Annotated in this window: 18 protein-coding genes; 1 reads left to right on the forward strand and 17 read right to left on the reverse strand. The window is 42.7% G+C overall.

Annotated features, from left to right (window positions below; all coding sequences use genetic code 11):
- The first annotated feature begins 3 nt into the window (after positions 1-3).
- Complete coding sequence (locus tag RV13_RS14475) at positions 4-504, forward strand: DUF2321 domain-containing protein (protein WP_060789145.1); 501 nt, start codon at positions 4-6, stop codon at positions 502-504.
- A 22-nt stretch (positions 505-526) separates the two neighbouring features.
- Here the strand turns inward: RV13_RS14475 and RV13_RS14480 are convergent, their stop codons facing one another.
- The 17 genes from RV13_RS14480 to RV13_RS21555 all read right to left on the reverse strand — a co-directional run bounded on the left by RV13_RS14480 (position 527) and on the right by RV13_RS21555 (position 14,736).
- The gene (locus RV13_RS14480) at positions 527-1,780 is read right to left on the reverse strand and encodes a PBSX family phage terminase large subunit (protein ID WP_060789146.1); all 1,254 of its coding nucleotides are present in this window, start codon (positions 1,778-1,780) and stop codon (positions 527-529) included.
- Positions 1,773-2,279: a terminase small subunit gene (locus tag RV13_RS14485; protein WP_060789147.1), complete on the reverse strand. Its 507-nt coding sequence runs from the start codon at positions 2,277-2,279 to the stop codon at positions 1,773-1,775. The genes RV13_RS14480 and RV13_RS14485 overlap by 8 nt, the downstream gene beginning before the upstream one ends.
- 127 nt (positions 2,280-2,406) lie before the next feature.
- Positions 2,407-2,931: a hypothetical protein gene (locus tag RV13_RS14490; protein WP_060789148.1), complete on the reverse strand. Its 525-nt coding sequence runs from the start codon at positions 2,929-2,931 to the stop codon at positions 2,407-2,409.
- 50 nt (positions 2,932-2,981) lie between these two features.
- A complete protein-coding gene (locus RV13_RS14495) occupies positions 2,982-3,212 on the reverse strand; it encodes a hypothetical protein (RefSeq protein ID WP_060789149.1) in 231 nt (76 codons plus the stop codon).
- Between the two features lie 38 nt (positions 3,213-3,250).
- Entirely contained in the window at positions 3,251-3,589 is a 339-nt protein-coding gene (locus RV13_RS14500) for a nucleoside triphosphate pyrophosphohydrolase family protein (RefSeq protein ID WP_249024485.1), read from the reverse strand.
- Between the two features lie 52 nt (positions 3,590-3,641).
- Positions 3,642-3,833 carry a hypothetical protein gene (locus tag RV13_RS14505; protein ID WP_060789150.1) on the reverse strand — a complete coding sequence of 64 codons (192 nt, stop codon included), beginning with the start codon at positions 3,831-3,833 and terminating at the stop codon, positions 3,642-3,644.
- A 55-nt stretch (positions 3,834-3,888) separates the two neighbouring features.
- On the reverse strand, positions 3,889-5,247 hold the full coding sequence (locus RV13_RS14510) for a DEAD/DEAH box helicase (RefSeq protein WP_060789151.1): 1,359 nt from the start codon (positions 5,245-5,247) through the stop codon (positions 3,889-3,891).
- A gap of 13 nt (positions 5,248-5,260) precedes the next feature.
- On the reverse strand, positions 5,261-5,599 hold the full coding sequence (locus RV13_RS14515; protein ID WP_060789152.1) for a PDDEXK family nuclease: 339 nt from the start codon (positions 5,597-5,599) through the stop codon (positions 5,261-5,263).
- A 672-nt stretch (positions 5,600-6,271) separates the two neighbouring features.
- Positions 6,272-8,773 (reverse strand): virulence-associated E family protein, encoded by a 2,502-nt coding sequence (locus RV13_RS14520; protein ID WP_060789153.1) that lies wholly within the window; start codon positions 8,771-8,773, stop codon positions 6,272-6,274.
- Positions 8,774-8,788: 15 nt separating this feature from the next.
- Positions 8,789-10,918, reverse strand: a complete 2,130-nt coding sequence (locus tag RV13_RS14525) for a DNA polymerase (RefSeq protein ID WP_060789154.1) — start codon at positions 10,916-10,918, stop codon at positions 8,789-8,791.
- A 6-nt stretch (positions 10,919-10,924) separates the two neighbouring features.
- A complete protein-coding gene (locus tag RV13_RS14530; RefSeq protein WP_060789155.1) occupies positions 10,925-11,365 on the reverse strand; it encodes a hypothetical protein in 441 nt (146 codons plus the stop codon).
- Positions 11,366-11,425: 60 nt separating this feature from the next.
- On the reverse strand, positions 11,426-12,259 hold the full coding sequence (locus RV13_RS14535) for a DUF2815 family protein (RefSeq protein WP_060789156.1): 834 nt from the start codon (positions 12,257-12,259) through the stop codon (positions 11,426-11,428).
- 17 nt (positions 12,260-12,276) lie between these two features.
- Entirely contained in the window at positions 12,277-13,494 is a 1,218-nt protein-coding gene (locus RV13_RS14540) for a DUF2800 domain-containing protein (RefSeq protein WP_060789157.1), read from the reverse strand.
- 1 nt (position 13,495) lies between these two features.
- The gene (locus tag RV13_RS14545; RefSeq protein ID WP_060789158.1) at positions 13,496-14,125 is read right to left on the reverse strand and encodes a hypothetical protein; all 630 of its coding nucleotides are present in this window, start codon (positions 14,123-14,125) and stop codon (positions 13,496-13,498) included.
- A 42-nt stretch (positions 14,126-14,167) separates the two neighbouring features.
- Complete coding sequence (locus RV13_RS14550) at positions 14,168-14,446, reverse strand: hypothetical protein (RefSeq protein WP_060789159.1); 279 nt, start codon at positions 14,444-14,446, stop codon at positions 14,168-14,170.
- 21 nt (positions 14,447-14,467) lie between these two features.
- A complete protein-coding gene (locus RV13_RS21055; RefSeq protein WP_156424133.1) occupies positions 14,468-14,608 on the reverse strand; it encodes a hypothetical protein in 141 nt (46 codons plus the stop codon).
- Between the two features lie 5 nt (positions 14,609-14,613).
- On the reverse strand, positions 14,614-14,736 hold the full coding sequence (locus RV13_RS21555; RefSeq protein WP_255212352.1) for a hypothetical protein: 123 nt from the start codon (positions 14,734-14,736) through the stop codon (positions 14,614-14,616).
- Position 14,737: the final 1 nt, after the last annotated feature.

Consider the following 14,737-nt stretch of genomic DNA (forward strand, 5'->3'; position numbering starts at 1 on the left):
ATATTGAGATATGAAGAAGACGTAAAAATATACACTCAAGAAATTTGTCTTAACGGCCATCAAATTGATATTAGCTCAGAATCTAATGAGGATCCTAATCCTCCGATTTATTGCGAAACCTGTGGAGAAAAAACAATTCGTACTTGTCAAAATTGCCATGAAGTAATAGATGGTCGCCGACAGTATCCGGATGTTTACGGTATGGTTAGTGTTAGTATTCCGAGTTACTGTAGGAGTTGCGGAAAACCCTACCCTTGGACTGAAACCGTTCTTGCAAGTGCTACGGAATTAATCGCTCTTGATACAGGCTTGTCTTCTGAAGACAAGGATCTGATAAAATCCGCAATACCTGATTTAATAGTTGATACTCCTAAAACTCAGGTTGCTGCTGCAAAGTATCAAATAGTAATGAGCAAAGCTACAAAATTCGTGAAAGATGGCTTGTATAATCTACTCGTTGATGTAGCTTCCGAAACAGCTAAAAAGATTATCTTTCCAAGTTAAGCCCTTTATTTCAGGGCTTTTTTTAATATAGCCATCCGTTCTGCGCCTTCATGTATGGTTCCAACGCATAGCGCAAGGGGTCAATAATGTGGTTGTTCTCATCGATCGGAGTATTCAACCATTTCCCTTTTTTATCCTGCTGGTACACATATGTATTGAATTCTTCCAGCGTTTTCTCGCATAGAGGATGAATGAAAATTTTTAGCCCCTGCATAAAGGTGATCCCGTGCTCTATCGAGTCAGGACCTTTCTTCGCTCCTACAATTCGGGTGACTCCGCTATTCTTCAACTCCGCGATCATTTGCGGGCTCGCACTATCGGCTCGAATAACGGCTTTCATCAATTCTCGTTTTTCTATTTCTCGAACGATCTCCTTGATCAGCATTCCCTTTTTATACAGCTCATCGTAAATCCACAGCTCCCCGGCTTTCTCGTCATAGATTGCACTAGGCAACGTTGTTGGATCATTGGTAAATCCGAAATCCATGCCGTGTATGGTTAAGCCGATTTGCTTTTTCTTGACCTCTGGATCAAAGTCTCTGACCTCATAGCAGCCATCGAAGACTAGACCTTCAGCGATTCCCCAATCGCCGTCACAAACAACTCTGGCTCGCCGTGGATTGGTACGATATAGATCTGTATATCTCGATCTATCCTGCTCGTCTAACCACTCGTTATCCCGGAAAGTCGTTGTGTCACTGAAGACATCCTTTAGCTTAGTTTCCTCATCAAAAAAAGCCGCCTTCAACCAGTGATGCTCTGACCACGGGTTAAAAGTGACTGTGACTTGTTTATAATAATCCTCGGCTTCATATACCCCACGAATAGACTCGACAACAGTATCGAATTTCGCTTGGTTTTCGATTTGATACGCTTCTTCAAACCATGCCCAGCACAAAACACCGACATCGACTGTAATCGAAGTGATTTTCAATTCGTCGTCCAACCCACGAAAAAGTATTTTCTGTCCTGTAGCTTTGACGGTGATTTCCGGTAACGATTCATTGAACTTAAACAAGTGGAATACTTTAAGCTTATGCGCTGCCCACTTAAAGTCTGTGTAGGTGGATTGCTTATTCGTATTGGAGAAGCGCCGGATCACTAATAAGTTCGCCCAGGGATATTTTAGAATATCGTGGATGTAGCAAAGAGCTGCTGACTTCGATTTTTTACTACCGCGGGATCCTTTGACAGCTCGATAGAAGTTGCGACAATGGAAAAAACGATTATATCCTTTTCCCAAAGCCTCACGCATGGAAACTGTTGCCTCAGTCATCGTCATCCACCGGAACATCGTCCACAAAGGTCACTTTCATGTTCGCATTCACGTCTAACTTATCGTTGAACATTCCTAAATGGCGACCGAGCTGATCCAAAGCCTTCGCTTTGTCTGCGATCTTGACTTCTCGTTCAACGCTTTCACCGAACTCCGTCACTGATTTTTTAACCTTGATTCCTTGGATAACTGCTAGATCGTCATCGGAAGCAAAATCCGAAACCTCTCCAGACTCCGGATCCACCAAATCTGTAACTTTGACAAAGGCGATGCGCGCCAATTCCTGCAACACGCGATCTTGATTAATGCCCGTTCGTTTAGATCGTTCTGCCTTGGCTTTGTCTACATATGCGCGAATATGAGGTTTTTTCAGGTTTTCGTATCCAATCTCTGCTGCTGAATCTGTGCTATATCCTGCACGAATAGCGGCTTGCGTGGCATTCAAGTCAATCAAATACTCATCTGCAAACAGCTGCTGCTTGGGTGTTAATTTGGCCATCCTGCCACACTCCTTCCTTGAAAACACAAAAAAGGCACCCAAAACGGGTACCTCGAAATCTCGCTTCAATTTCACACTACCATTTTAACACATAAAACCTTCGTTTTTTTTCAAACTTTTTTTAACGTTATTGGAAGTCGATTGCGTCAATACCAAACAAAAGGACGGACATATCTTTAATGGCGGCTCTAGTATCTCGATATACAGTCCCTTGTTCAATATTGAAAAATTCACAGATTTCCTTCACTGACATAGTATTTTCGATTAAGTATCTTTTCCTAAGAATTTTGTATCGTCGCTGCTCCTCCACTGAGCCTCGTTTACAATGCCATTCATAGGACACCAGCATTTTATCAACATGATTCATCATTTTTAGGGTTTTCGCCCGATAGGTGCTAAGACTTTCTAGGGTTAACGATTCTAGACTAAACTCCGGATAATCCTCTGGGATACTCTGTTGTGTTGTTTCTTCGCAAAGATTTTTCAATTTGATATAGTTTTTTAGAAGCAGTTCTGTGTTTCTCAAATTACGCTTTTTTACTTCTTTTTTCTGTTTCATAGCTTTTTTCTCATACGCTGATATTGCTTCTTGAGCAGAAGCGGCTGCAATAATCTCAAGTTGATGCTTAGTAATTCCATTTGACTTCCCCAAAACTGCTCCCTCCGATACATTGTTTTTTGTTTCCTGAATGGTAGATGCGGTTATTTCAAATTAAGAAATTGTATGGCATTGATACTAATTTGATTAAACGTCTTTAATCTCATGTCATCGTCATAAGCCTTGTCATAGTATTCTCGCTTGCCTACAACATTTTCTGGTGGATTACAAATGATTTCCGGCTTAGGTAAATCAGGCATATTTACAAATACTTTAATCCCCCATCCGTAATTTATTGCCTTGTCCACATTGGCTAAAAAATCTTTTTTATTCATACATCATCCTCTTTTCTTTTTCGTGATAGTGGTCGTTACTAGAACTTTTTCCCACCGTGTTTATATGGTCGAGTCTGGTTATATGCATGTTTTGCTTGAATTACGGTTTGAAGATCAATTCCATATCTTTCACAGATATCCATAATCCGAATCACTACGTCGGCCAATTCAGCAGGCACACCTTCAAGTTTTCTATCATCGCCAGTTGTATAAATTTTATTGATCGGATAACCATTTCTTGATTCCTCCAAAGCCTCGGATAGCTCTGAGTGACATAGAGCAATTAGAGTCCCGAACTCTCTTTCTTCTTCCCACCAGCCATGTTCAATAGCATTTTTATGAACTGCTTTTTGCATAGACTTAATCGTTTTTTCCAAAATTAATATCCTCCTTTGTTTCTTCCGATAACTCACTTTTTGTAAGTCCCTTTTAATCTTCGAGTCTATTAGTAGTTATTGTGAACATTCTTCCTGATTCTCTTAATGCCCCACTGAAAGCTTCCACACCATCAAAACCTATATCTAATGCATCCTCGAAACCTTCATCATCTCCGTACAAAATACTGTCAATAATTAATGCAATATCTTCCGCACTAATCATTGCTTTCTCCATTTTTCCCATATTATTTCCTCCTTGATAGCCCCAACTACTGGAGCTTTTTCCTTCATACCTTCCTTTAAGCTACGATATCTCGCCTTTCAGCTTTTACCGCTTCAATCAAGCGATCCTGAGTCAGCTTTTTCCCTCGTAACCGATCAATCACTCGATCGTCGAATGTTCCTTTTGCTCGGATGATGTTCAAGATCGTTGCATGCTTCTGACCACTTCGCCAGATCCGTTTGTTGGCTTGTAGCCATTGCTCCAATGACCACGTTAATCCGTACCAAGTGACTCGGTGTCCGCCGTATTGTAAATTCAATCCGTGCCCTGCACTTGCGGGATGAGCGATCAATACTTCCAATTCTCCGCGATTCCATTTCTCACGATCTGATTTATTCTTTACTTTGCCATAGATGATCTTTTTCTTCTTCAGCATTTTCTCAATTAACAACTCATCATGCTTGAAGGCATAAAACACAAGCATTGGACTCTTATTCGCGTTGTCGATGATCTGCTCCAAAGCTTCAAGCTTCTTTTTGTGGATCGGTTGGATATCGCCATTCTCGTTATAGACTGCCCCGTTTGCCATCTGCAGAAGCTTCCCGCCTAACACAGCTGCATTCGCTGCCGTGATATCTCCTTCATCAAACTGTAAGAGCATTTCGTTTTTAAACTTGTCATACAACTTACGTTCATTGCCCTCTAAAGTGACGTTGAAGACGTTCTCGACTAGCTCCGGTAATTCTATCCAGTCTTCTGTTTTCAAGCTCATAGTGACGTCTGAGATACGTTCATGGATAAGCTCTTCATTTCCTCTTGGACAGTACCACGAAAAAACGCGTTTCCCGTTTGTTTTAGCCGGAAGAAAATATCTCGATCGGTACTGGTAGAAATTATTGCCGAGTCGTTTCCCTCCATCGATCATATAGATCAGCGTCCAAATATCTAATAAGCCATTTGGGGCTGGCGTCCCGGTAAGCTCAACAAAGCGCTTTGTTCGAGCGATAATTTTTCGCAAGTTCTGGGTTCTTTTGGCATCCGGATTTTTAAACATGGACGCCTCGTCGATCACCAGCATGTCAAAGAACCAGTTCATTACGCCGACTTCTTTCACAAGCCAGTCAAATGTCCCCACACTCAGAACATAGATGTCACCTTCTTGTTTCAATGCGGCCTTTCGTTGTTTCGGATTTCCAACTAGACTCACGACCTTCAATCGACGAGTCGCATCCCATTTCTCTACCTCATCGGACCATGTATCAGCTGCCACAAGTGGTGGTGCAATAATCAACACTTTCTTGACTTGGAACGTGTCTATCAAGTAATCAATCGCCATCAACACACTGATCGTTTTCCCCATACCCATATCGAGAAATAGCCCATAACGAGGATTTTTGACAACCATATTGGCGCTATAGCGTTGATAATTTCGCATGACTAGGTGTTCTCTAGTCTGGGTAGTCAAGAAGCCTCACCTCTGTTTTTTCTTTTTTTTGATAATGTCCTACTAGATACTCTTGCTCAAAATCATCAAGTCCTGTTTTTCCAGCGATAATAAACACATCGAAGCCAAGTTTGTTTAAACGGTCAACCTGCTTGAGCTGGGATGGTCTCGGATCTTTGCCCTGTTGTTTAACCTCTGCAAAAAAGGCCCAGCCGGGTAACGCGCAAAATCGGTCAGGCACTCCCACATCACTGTCAATTTTCCAGCAGACCCCCCTGTAGCTTTCTATCAATTTCTTGAGTTCGCTAGACGTCACTCCCTCTTTTCTTGTCTCAATCTGCATCAGATCAACCTTTCTGAATTAAATAACTACATATCAAACTTTATAACACTTTAATTGAAACCTAAATACCCTTGGGTTTAAGAGCTTATTAGCTATTTTGAAACCTAAAATGAATTTGGTTTCACACTAGGTTTCACTTAAAAACCTATTATTTCCATACCTTTAAGGTACGTTATTATTGAAATTGAAACTTTGAAACCACATTTTCCTATATAAATATACGCGCGCATGCATTTTACGAAATCCTCTTACGTATATAGAAAACTACACATTAATTAAATAGATTTAGGTTTCAGTTTCACCGAGAGAAAGAAGTGGCTCAACCACGCGGATAAGAGCTGAAACCTAACCCGAAACCTAGTATAAATTAGGTTTCACACCATTTATATGACAGGCTTTTTAACCATGAAACTGAAACCTAATATTTTTTCTTGATCTGCTAAAATGCATAATTCTCGGAATTGTCGTAGAATTCCACACAACTTAAACTAGCAATCTAGATTTTTGCTTTATTTGTATCTCGGTATTGTGTCAAATTCTCGTGCAATTCAAGCTTATAATTTCTTTGAGGCAACTTTTTTCTTATTAGCTGTCCCATTTTTTATTGCTGCCTCGATGGCTTTGCGCGTTTTCTTTTTTACTTTTGATCGTTTCTTCCTCATGCTTGCCCTCCTAATATTGTCGAACAAAATATTTTTGATATCCATGTACTCCAAAACGTTTTCCCGTAGAAGCTCGCTTCCAGCCGCCTATCTGTAACAGTGCACCAGTGATCTCCCGGCTATCTAATCTGGTCATCCGGTCAATCTCTTTCCCAAGGGCTTCCGTCCAAATTTCCGCCGTGCAAACTTCTTGTCTCACCGCTGCCCCCTCTTTAATCATTTCTTTTATATCTTCATCTTTCCGATGTCTGAAATTCAATGACCTTTCTGCTGGAGACATATTCTCCCATTCTTCACATAACGGGTATTCCAAGTATTCCCGAATTATAGGAACAATCGGGCTTTCTTCTGTGTATTGCGCTTGAACCTGCTCAGCGGTCGAATCCAGTTCCTCAGGAAGATAAATTGAAAAACCTTCCTCATAGAGCGTCTTTGCTTCTGCCCAAATTTGATCGATCATCGCGTCTGTCAGATGTTTCCAGCTTTTCATTTTCTGTGCTTCCTTGTCACAGCCAATCGGGTAATACCGTCTATTCCCTGTTGTATCCTTTAAAAAGTTCAAATCGTTGGACGATCCCCAGAACGTGCAGGCTCGCTCATAGGTAGCTGTCCGTTTGCCGTAGCTTAATCTAAAACGATCTTCTCTCTTCGATAGAAAGTGCTTAATTGTTTCATTGTCGGATTTCTTCATCGCTGACATCTCCGGCAACTCAATGAGCCAGCTCCCAATCAACGCCTCATAGGCATCCTTGTTGTCCACTCGTTGCAGACTGTCATTTCCCCAACCTTTTGCGAGCTTATCGATAAAATACGATTTTCCTAGCCCTTGGCCGCCGACAAACACAATAGCAGTATCATACTTGATCCCTGGGTGATAAATACGGGCAACACTTGCCACAAAATGAATTTTCGAAACTGTTCTCGTGTACTCGGTATCATCTGCACCAAAGAACTTCTGAAAAATCTGTTCTATGCGTTTCTTGCCATCCCATTCCAAAGAATCAAGATACTCCTTCACAGGATGGAAACTATTCTCTAAAGCAATCTCATTCAACGCGTTCATAATTTTATTCGGACCAACCACGCCGTAATACTGCTCAAGATAGATCTGCAGGCTTCCGTCATCACTATCTAGCCAGTCGCTTCCAGATCTAGCCCATGGTAGCTTTCCCCGAATAATCATACGCCGCGAAAATTCATCAATCGCAACCTTCCCTTTTAAGTTGGGATCATTGCTAAGAATAATTTTGACGTTTATACCTGTTGACTCAATCTGTCCTCGGTCATCTCTAGATAATTGTGCGAGCCACTTTTTCGCTTGCTTGGCACTCGTATTGGACTCTTCCCAATCGTCGTCATCGTCTATCCAATCATCATCCTGTTCATCAAATTCCTCGTCCTGTTTTGAATCATCGAACACATCAAATGGTAATTCAGAAAGATCCACAAGTTCTGAGTTTGTCTGTTCGTCGTCATGGATGAAACTCATCATCTCTTTATAAGAAGGTCGCTTCGTTGCTGGGACTTCTGGCGCTACATCAAAATCCAAGTCACCAAACAGATGCAACCGTAAAAAATCAAACGCATTCGTTAGTTGTCCACTAGTAGGGCTAGTGCCGTGGTGGCTGTAGGCAAATAGTCCGTCTTGGTAAAGAATCAAACCACCTGCAGTGGATCCATCCAAGTAGGTATAACGATCCTCTTTGAAAAATTCGTATTGATCAGGTAGCCATTTCTCTATGACATCCTCAATCCGATATGCTCGGTTGAAGGCGCCGATATACCCGCGTTTCTCTAACGGATCTCCCTGCTTCTTGGCTAAGTGCTTAACATTGGCCATCTCATCGGCAGCATGTGGCCAAGCATATACATCTTTCCAATCGTCATATCGATCAAGCTGTTCCTCAGGATCCAAATAGTCGCCATCTTCCACATGGAAAACAAATTCTCCATCCTTCGCAACGGATCCCCAAAACATCAGTCGAGATGGTTGATAAGTTGTTTTGTCCATCGCTTCGATATTGATATCTGCCGCAATGCGTCGAGCGATCGGCTCGTACTGTTCAAGTTTTACATTTTTCAGTAATGGGACGATAACCCGAAGTCGCGGCGCATCTGCACGATGCTTGTGTGTCGAATACACTGCATAGGTATAACCGTGTAATGCTTGCTTGATGTCATCCAACACATCTGCATCGCCGTTATCCAAATCAAGGGTTAACATCGATCGCCAGCTTACATTGTTTGCTAGTCGACGACCCTGAGCCAAAGAACCTCCAACGAAGCCGCCGACATCTTTTACTTTCCCTTGTTGGGCTTTCGACATCTTCACGAATTCTTTATATAGCTCTTGCGTCCGTGTCGGTGTCGCTAGTTTCTTGGCAAGATCGGACCAGCCTATTTCCACATTTTTCCAACGCTTTGCTTGCGCCGACGGTGCTGTGGCGATTGTCAGTTTTCGATCATTGTCTAGTCCGACAATAATTTCTTTTTGGCTACTCGATAGGGCCATTACAATGCCACCTTTCTAATCTTTCATATAAAATGGACTGATAAAACCTGCGGCATCTAGTACAAGATCATCATCGGCCCACTTCACTGGTCTTCTTAATATATTGTTCAACTCTTCTAAGTCAGCTCCTTCACGTGCCTCAGTAATCACCTCATCATGTACATGACCAACGACTTGAAACGGACAATCGGTTGTCTCGATGTAACGGATCGCATCCATGAGGATATCACGAGCGACCGCTTGGACAATGTTCTCGAAAAGCTTTCCACCGTATGTCTGTTCAGTTCGCCAATGCCCAGCAACAAGTGTTTTAAAATAGATCACATCGCGTTCGAAAGGTTGAAATTTCTGGTTTCCTTTCGGCTTAACAAGTTTTGTTTTTAGATATACTTCTGGATAAGCAAGCTCGCGCCCACTTGGCAATCCAATAAACAGAGTTCCTCTTCGGATCTCGAAATAGATTCCTTTTACGATATCCACTCGTACCCTCTTCTTATAGGCTCTTATTGCGGCGTTCTCTAGTGTGCGCCACATGGTCGGGATTTCCGGACTCGCTTCGCGCCAGAGCCGTTTGAGACGGTCATAATTGTCCTCAATCATCAGATCCTCCAAGGAAGCCCAATCAATCGGATCATCTGGATCCAACTTGTTTTTCTCCGCATATGCTCGTTTTGCATCATCGGACAGATCTGGTCGAACTTTACCGCCGAAGTCCATTTGTGCCATCGCCCCAGCACCGCCACCGTATCCGAGCGCCAGCTCTGCGACCTTGCCTTGTTGGCGAAGCGGGCTATCTTTCGTGATCTCTTCAACGGGTACATTGAACATCATCGAAGCGGAAGATTCGTAGATTTTCCCGGTTGTCTTGAATACATTCAGCCGCCATTCAACACCCGCGATCCAAGCGCTGACACGAGCTTCTATACTATTTAAATCGGACACATACAGGAGTTTCCCTTTTGGAGCAACAATGGCAGTTCGAGTTAATGCGGAGATCGTTTCCGGAACACTGTCAACAATCATCTCCAAGAAGTCAAAATCTTGGTGCTGGACTAAGTAAACCAATTCCTTCAATTCTTCCATCGAGTAGTGCATCCGAGGAAGGTTCTGTAACTGGATCCCTCGACCTGCCCAACGTCCCGTATGACTACCATAATATTGGAATAATCCTCTTGCCCGTCGTCTAGGATTATTAGTTGTGTAGTGAAGCATTCGCTCATATTTTGATATGGAAGACTTTGAGAGAAACTGTCGGTTTTGCAGGACTTCATCTTCAAGCACCAGCCCTTTCGCTTGAAAATGATTTCGGTGGCTTTCGATCGTTGCCGCCTGAAGGTTGGGCAATTCTATGCCACGATCTCGGAACCATTCTAAAAGTTGAGGGACACTGTTTGGGTTTGCTAACTGTGTAATTTGTTTCTGCCGTTGCATGACCCGTAATTTGAAATGATCATAGAATTCAATGACACCCTCAACATATCGCCGATTGATCATCGCCCCACGTCGATTAATTTTCAGATCAATCCACCAGTTGGACATGTCTTCCCAATCAATTCCATATCTCGAAACCATGAACTCACGAGCTGCTCGTTCTGTTGTCACGTCCTGCCGACAGTAAAGCTTGTATTCTAACCACTTACCTGGATCATGATGAGGGTAATTTCGTGTTCTCCCTCCATTAATTTTCGTGGGCTTACAAGGCATAGAGAAATACTTAATCAAGTTCTTACCTTTTGCATCCTTTTGATCTCCGTGACCGTTGATGGCCTTTCCTAATTGATCTAGCGATAGCGGATAGCCAAGGTATGCAGCAATGATCATCGTGTCAATCCATTGATTTACTGGAAGTTGCTTTCCGATATGCTTGGATAAGCAGTACAACTCGAAAGCAGCATTCTGTGCTGACTTAATGTAATCAGGATCCATTAATGCATGTAACACTTGGCTTGGAATTTCATCACCTTGGGCTAGATCGATCGTTTTAACTGTTCTGTCATCAACTGCATAACAGAAAATCAGAACTTCGAAAGATGGATCGTCTACATATTCATACAAGCCGCAGGACTTCAAATCTGTTTCTGAATAAGTTTCAATGTCAATCGAGAGAACTCGTTTGCCTCTGTATGGATTTTCTACTCGCAACATGATGCATCAATCCCAGTCATCGTCATCATCTTCCCAGGTATCATCACTTGAAGGAGTTTCATCAGAATTATCGTCATCCCAGTCTGGCTCTACTTTCTTTCGAAGATCCTCTCCATAGAGACCTTTGGGATTTTCTTTTGCATCTCCTAAGAATTCTTTTGCATTAGGAAGCTTGTACTGTTCCACAATTTCTTTCATTCGTTTTGTAAACTGATCAAACTCAGCTTTTAGTTGTTCCAAATTTTTCGCTTCACTAAATATTGGAAGTTCGTTCTCACAGATTTTAATCGCTCCTGCAAGATTAGATGCATACGCGGTTTTAGTCCGCGCTACTTTCTGACCATCTTTTGTCTCAAATATAGTTGTTCGTACTTCAATATTCCGAACATCTCTCGCGGCGATCTCTAAATTGTCATTGATCTTGATTCTTAAACGATCTTTTGCCATACACTCACATCCTTTCATTTGAATAGGACGGGCTACTTGCCCGCCCTTGCTCAGAACTCCTTAAAATGGCAGATCATCGTCATCTATATCAATGCTTCGTCCCCTGCGACTTCTTCCACGGTTACGATCGGGGCCAAAATCATCGTTTTCGAAGTCCTCATCAAAATCGTCATCACGTTGGCGTCGGTTGTTTTTAGTCTTCTTGCTGCGACGATCTGTTTCATAATCATCAAAGTCTTCGGATCCATCATCACCAAAATCTTCATCATTTCGCTTGCGTTTTCCGCCCCCGCGACGGCTGCCTCCAAAGTCATCGAATTCTCCACCTAGATCGTCATCATCTTCATAGTCTGCATCAAACTCATCGAACAGATCCGAGCTAAATGTTGATCCTAAAGGTTCGCCATCGGCTACTTTTTGAATTCCTAACAATCCAAAGCCGATACCCTGGTTTCCTTGGCTGTTATAAGCGAATAGCTCAACAAATACATTGGCATAGCATCCGCTGTATACTTTACTTTCGTCTGTGATTTCACGTCGGCGATTATCAACGATCTGCGGAGGATAATTTTCTCCAGCCTTAGCGTTGATATACCACATGCCTTCATATCCATCTAAAATGGTATCTTCGTCATCCCCAACAAACTTGTCATCCCCATCGCGAACTCCCCTATCGAACTTCTTAGGGTTGATACGTCCGAGTTTAGCTTTTCCTTCTTCTGTCGCCGCCTTGATTGCTTTGCTTAACATTCCCATATTCTTTTTGTCGCGTTTGTCGATCAATAGGGCAGTGGAGAATTTTGGTTCCGCCTTCTGATCATTCGCTGGTGCCACTGGTCTCCAAATATTTGCATAACTTAAACGTACATTTCTCAATTGAATTCTTGTTCCCATCTAATTACTTCCTCTCTTTATTCATTGGATAAATCATCAAACGCTTGTGAAGCATCGAATGACTTCCACTCTGGACGTTTGTCTGATTCTTTTGCTAGTTTCGGTTGCCCCTCAGCTTGTGTTAAATACGGTCCTACTAGGTCGCTGAAGGCTTCCAAGCCAAGTGTCTTTTCTAGATCGCCGATCCCTTTCATTTGAGGAGGTTTGTAGATATCTTCCTCAGGGTACCCTTCGAACTGAAGGTCAATGGCTAGTGCCTCTGGGTCTCGTACTGTTCGTTTACCAGACCTGCCTTGAACGACTTTGTAACCATCTATGTGGACTCCCTCAATAGCAAGCTTTAATGCATACTTCTCTACTTTATCGATCCATTGCTTAACCTCAGATCCTTTGTTTACGATTTCCGCCACTTCTGACGGACTTAGCCATTCCTCAGGAGTAAAGTCCACGCCTGCGAGTAATGTTTCTGCTCTTTTCTTGCAGACATCTTTAATCGGACACCATTGGCACCAAGACCCTGCTGATAGTTCGCCTTGACCGCAATAGGCTTTATTAGCAGCCGGCCGCAAAACAGTCTTGCCCCAGCGCAACAGATCAGTGGAACGGATCGTTGTCGAGGAACGATCATGCAGCCGCGGTTGTACAATCGTAAATGTAATGTCTTGCACAAAATCCAGATACTTCTTGAAGGATTTCATCGCCCCAAGTCCGTAGGCTTTGATTTGCGGGTTGTCTAATGCCGAGACTGGTTTGCCTTTCCCGTACTTCAGATCTGTAATGAACATCTTGCTTCCGCCAATAATCACCACGTCACTTGTCCCAAAGCCCTCAGGAATGTAATCGCTCGTATCAACGCGGGCTTCAAAGAAAATTAACGGTTCTTTGACTCCGATACTCTTCAAATACTTACGTTGCGAAGGTCTCATCGCCTCGAAAGCATTGATAGCCTCGGCGTATTGCTCATGAACGACGTTTTCGAACTCTCGAACATAATCAGCCATTGCCTTGTTGTAAAGCGGACGCTTAAGTAATTTGTCGTACTCAAGTTCGTCAGTAGTGTCGAAGCCCTCATATTCAAATCGCAGATTCATTTCCGCTAAAGCATGAGCAACTGTCCCCTCCTCTGCTTCAGCGGATCCCGAATCTTGAAAAGCTTGTGTTAAACGAACACTTCGCGGACAGTGGATCCACCGATCTGCATCACTTGCTGAGAGTAAGGCGTGTTCGCTCGGCATATTACTCGCCTGTCACTTTCGCAACGGCTTTTTCGTAGTTCTTCCATCTCTCTTTTAGTTCGGCATCGATCGCGGCACGTCCTTCGACATCATCCTCAAATTGTCCGATGCTAGCAATATTTGTTTTACTGTGCTTCTTCATTAGCTTCTTGGCGCGATCTACATTTTTATCACCAAACAGTTTTACCACTTGTTTGAAGGTTGGAAAATCGATCACTTTCACGTCAGATGTCGTCCAGTTATCATCTTCAAAATCGTCATCCTCGTCTTCAAAACCATCTTCTTTGTCATCGTTTTTTCCCGAAAGTTGTGCCTGTTCCCAAGCTTGATATTCTTTCTTCGTCACGTTTTTTCCACGATCTTCTGGTGCAGGTAACTCTTCGCCTTTTTTAATTGCTACCATCGTGCCATCAACCAGCTGGATCCATCGGTTTTGAGTAGCGATTTCTGGTTCATCGTCATCTACGGCGGTCTTCTCCGCTTCCGGCTTTTCCTTAGTTGGTGCCTTTTCTTTTTGAGCCTTATCCATGATGAGCGACTTTACTGGTCCGATCCCTACCGCCAACTCTGCGGCAGCTGCATATACTTCTTCCATTGATTCTCCACTAAGTGTTACGCTAAATTTCTTCATATTCCTTTTCCTCCTAATTGGTGCTACAATGTAGCTATAAATTTATTGATTTATGTTATGGCTTATCTCGGGTGCGACCGAGGTAGGCTCTTGTTTTTCTCTTAATAAGATAGCTTCATGCACCAGTTCATTCCAGGTCCACTTAACTTCCAATCCATCGGCAAACCGTATAACAGGAGATTGACTCCAAGTAGTTAATAACTCGAATTCCTCGCCGTTGTCCAAAGTTCCTTTACCTACATAAATTGTTGGTGTGATGGTTCTAACTTCTTCCCCATTTTCGTTTATTGAAACACAATCTTTTGTTTTGATCTCAGGCATTATTATCACTTCCTTTCAAATCTAATATGTTTGTTTACACTCGACGATTTCTGCTTCGCCTTTCTTGATCGCTTCGATGATTTTGTTTTCTTCAACTCGTCCGCCTTTTAGGGTCCAGTAGCCATACTGACCGATGCGACTATTATCCAGTATTTCTTCCACTCGCTCTAAGTCATCCTTAAACTCTTCATCACGTCATCACGCCAAACTGCTACACGACCATTCACAGATAATTTACCGCCGTCCTTATAGTGAATTTTGATGCGATACCTATTTATTCTCTTACCCATT

It is taken from the genome of Enterococcus raffinosus (assembly GCF_001886185.1).
GTDB lineage: Bacteria > Bacillota > Bacilli > Lactobacillales > Enterococcaceae > Enterococcus_A > Enterococcus_A raffinosus.

What these genes read in the sequence shown, in the direction of transcription:
- RV13_RS14480 (WP_060789146.1), bottom strand. Translation starts at nt 1,780, where the DNA reads ATGACTGAGGCAACAGTTTCCATGCGTGAGGCTTTGGGAAAAGGATAT.
- RV13_RS14495 (WP_060789149.1), bottom strand. Translation starts at nt 3,212, where the DNA reads ATGAATAAAAAAGATTTTTTAGCCAATGTGGACAAGGCAATAAATTAC.
- RV13_RS14515 (WP_060789152.1), bottom strand. Translation starts at nt 5,599, where the DNA reads ATGCAGATTGAGACAAGAAAAGAGGGAGTGACGTCTAGCGAACTCAAG.
- RV13_RS14510 (WP_060789151.1), bottom strand. Translation starts at nt 5,247, where the DNA reads ATGCGAAATTATCAACGCTATAGCGCCAATATGGTTGTCAAAAATCCT.
- RV13_RS14520 (WP_060789153.1), bottom strand. Translation starts at nt 8,773, where the DNA reads ATGGCCCTATCGAGTAGCCAAAAAGAAATTATTGTCGGACTAGACAAT.
- RV13_RS14550 (WP_060789159.1), bottom strand. Translation starts at nt 14,446, where the DNA reads ATGCCTGAGATCAAAACAAAAGATTGTGTTTCAATAAACGAAAATGGG.
- RV13_RS14530 (WP_060789155.1), bottom strand. Translation starts at nt 11,365, where the DNA reads ATGGCAAAAGATCGTTTAAGAATCAAGATCAATGACAATTTAGAGATC.
- RV13_RS14525 (WP_060789154.1), bottom strand. Translation starts at nt 10,918, where the DNA reads ATGTTGCGAGTAGAAAATCCATACAGAGGCAAACGAGTTCTCTCGATT.
- RV13_RS14485 (WP_060789147.1), bottom strand. Translation starts at nt 2,279, where the DNA reads ATGGCCAAATTAACACCCAAGCAGCAGCTGTTTGCAGATGAGTATTTG.
- RV13_RS14535 (WP_060789156.1), bottom strand. Translation starts at nt 12,259, where the DNA reads ATGGGAACAAGAATTCAATTGAGAAATGTACGTTTAAGTTATGCAAAT.
- RV13_RS14505 (WP_060789150.1), bottom strand. Translation starts at nt 3,833, where the DNA reads ATGGGAAAAATGGAGAAAGCAATGATTAGTGCGGAAGATATTGCATTA.
- RV13_RS21555 (WP_255212352.1), bottom strand. Translation starts at nt 14,736, where the DNA reads ATGGGTAAGAGAATAAATAGGTATCGCATCAAAATTCACTATAAGGAC.
- RV13_RS14545 (WP_060789158.1), bottom strand. Translation starts at nt 14,125, where the DNA reads ATGAAGAAATTTAGCGTAACACTTAGTGGAGAATCAATGGAAGAAGTA.
- RV13_RS14540 (WP_060789157.1), bottom strand. Translation starts at nt 13,494, where the DNA reads ATGCCGAGCGAACACGCCTTACTCTCAGCAAGTGATGCAGATCGGTGG.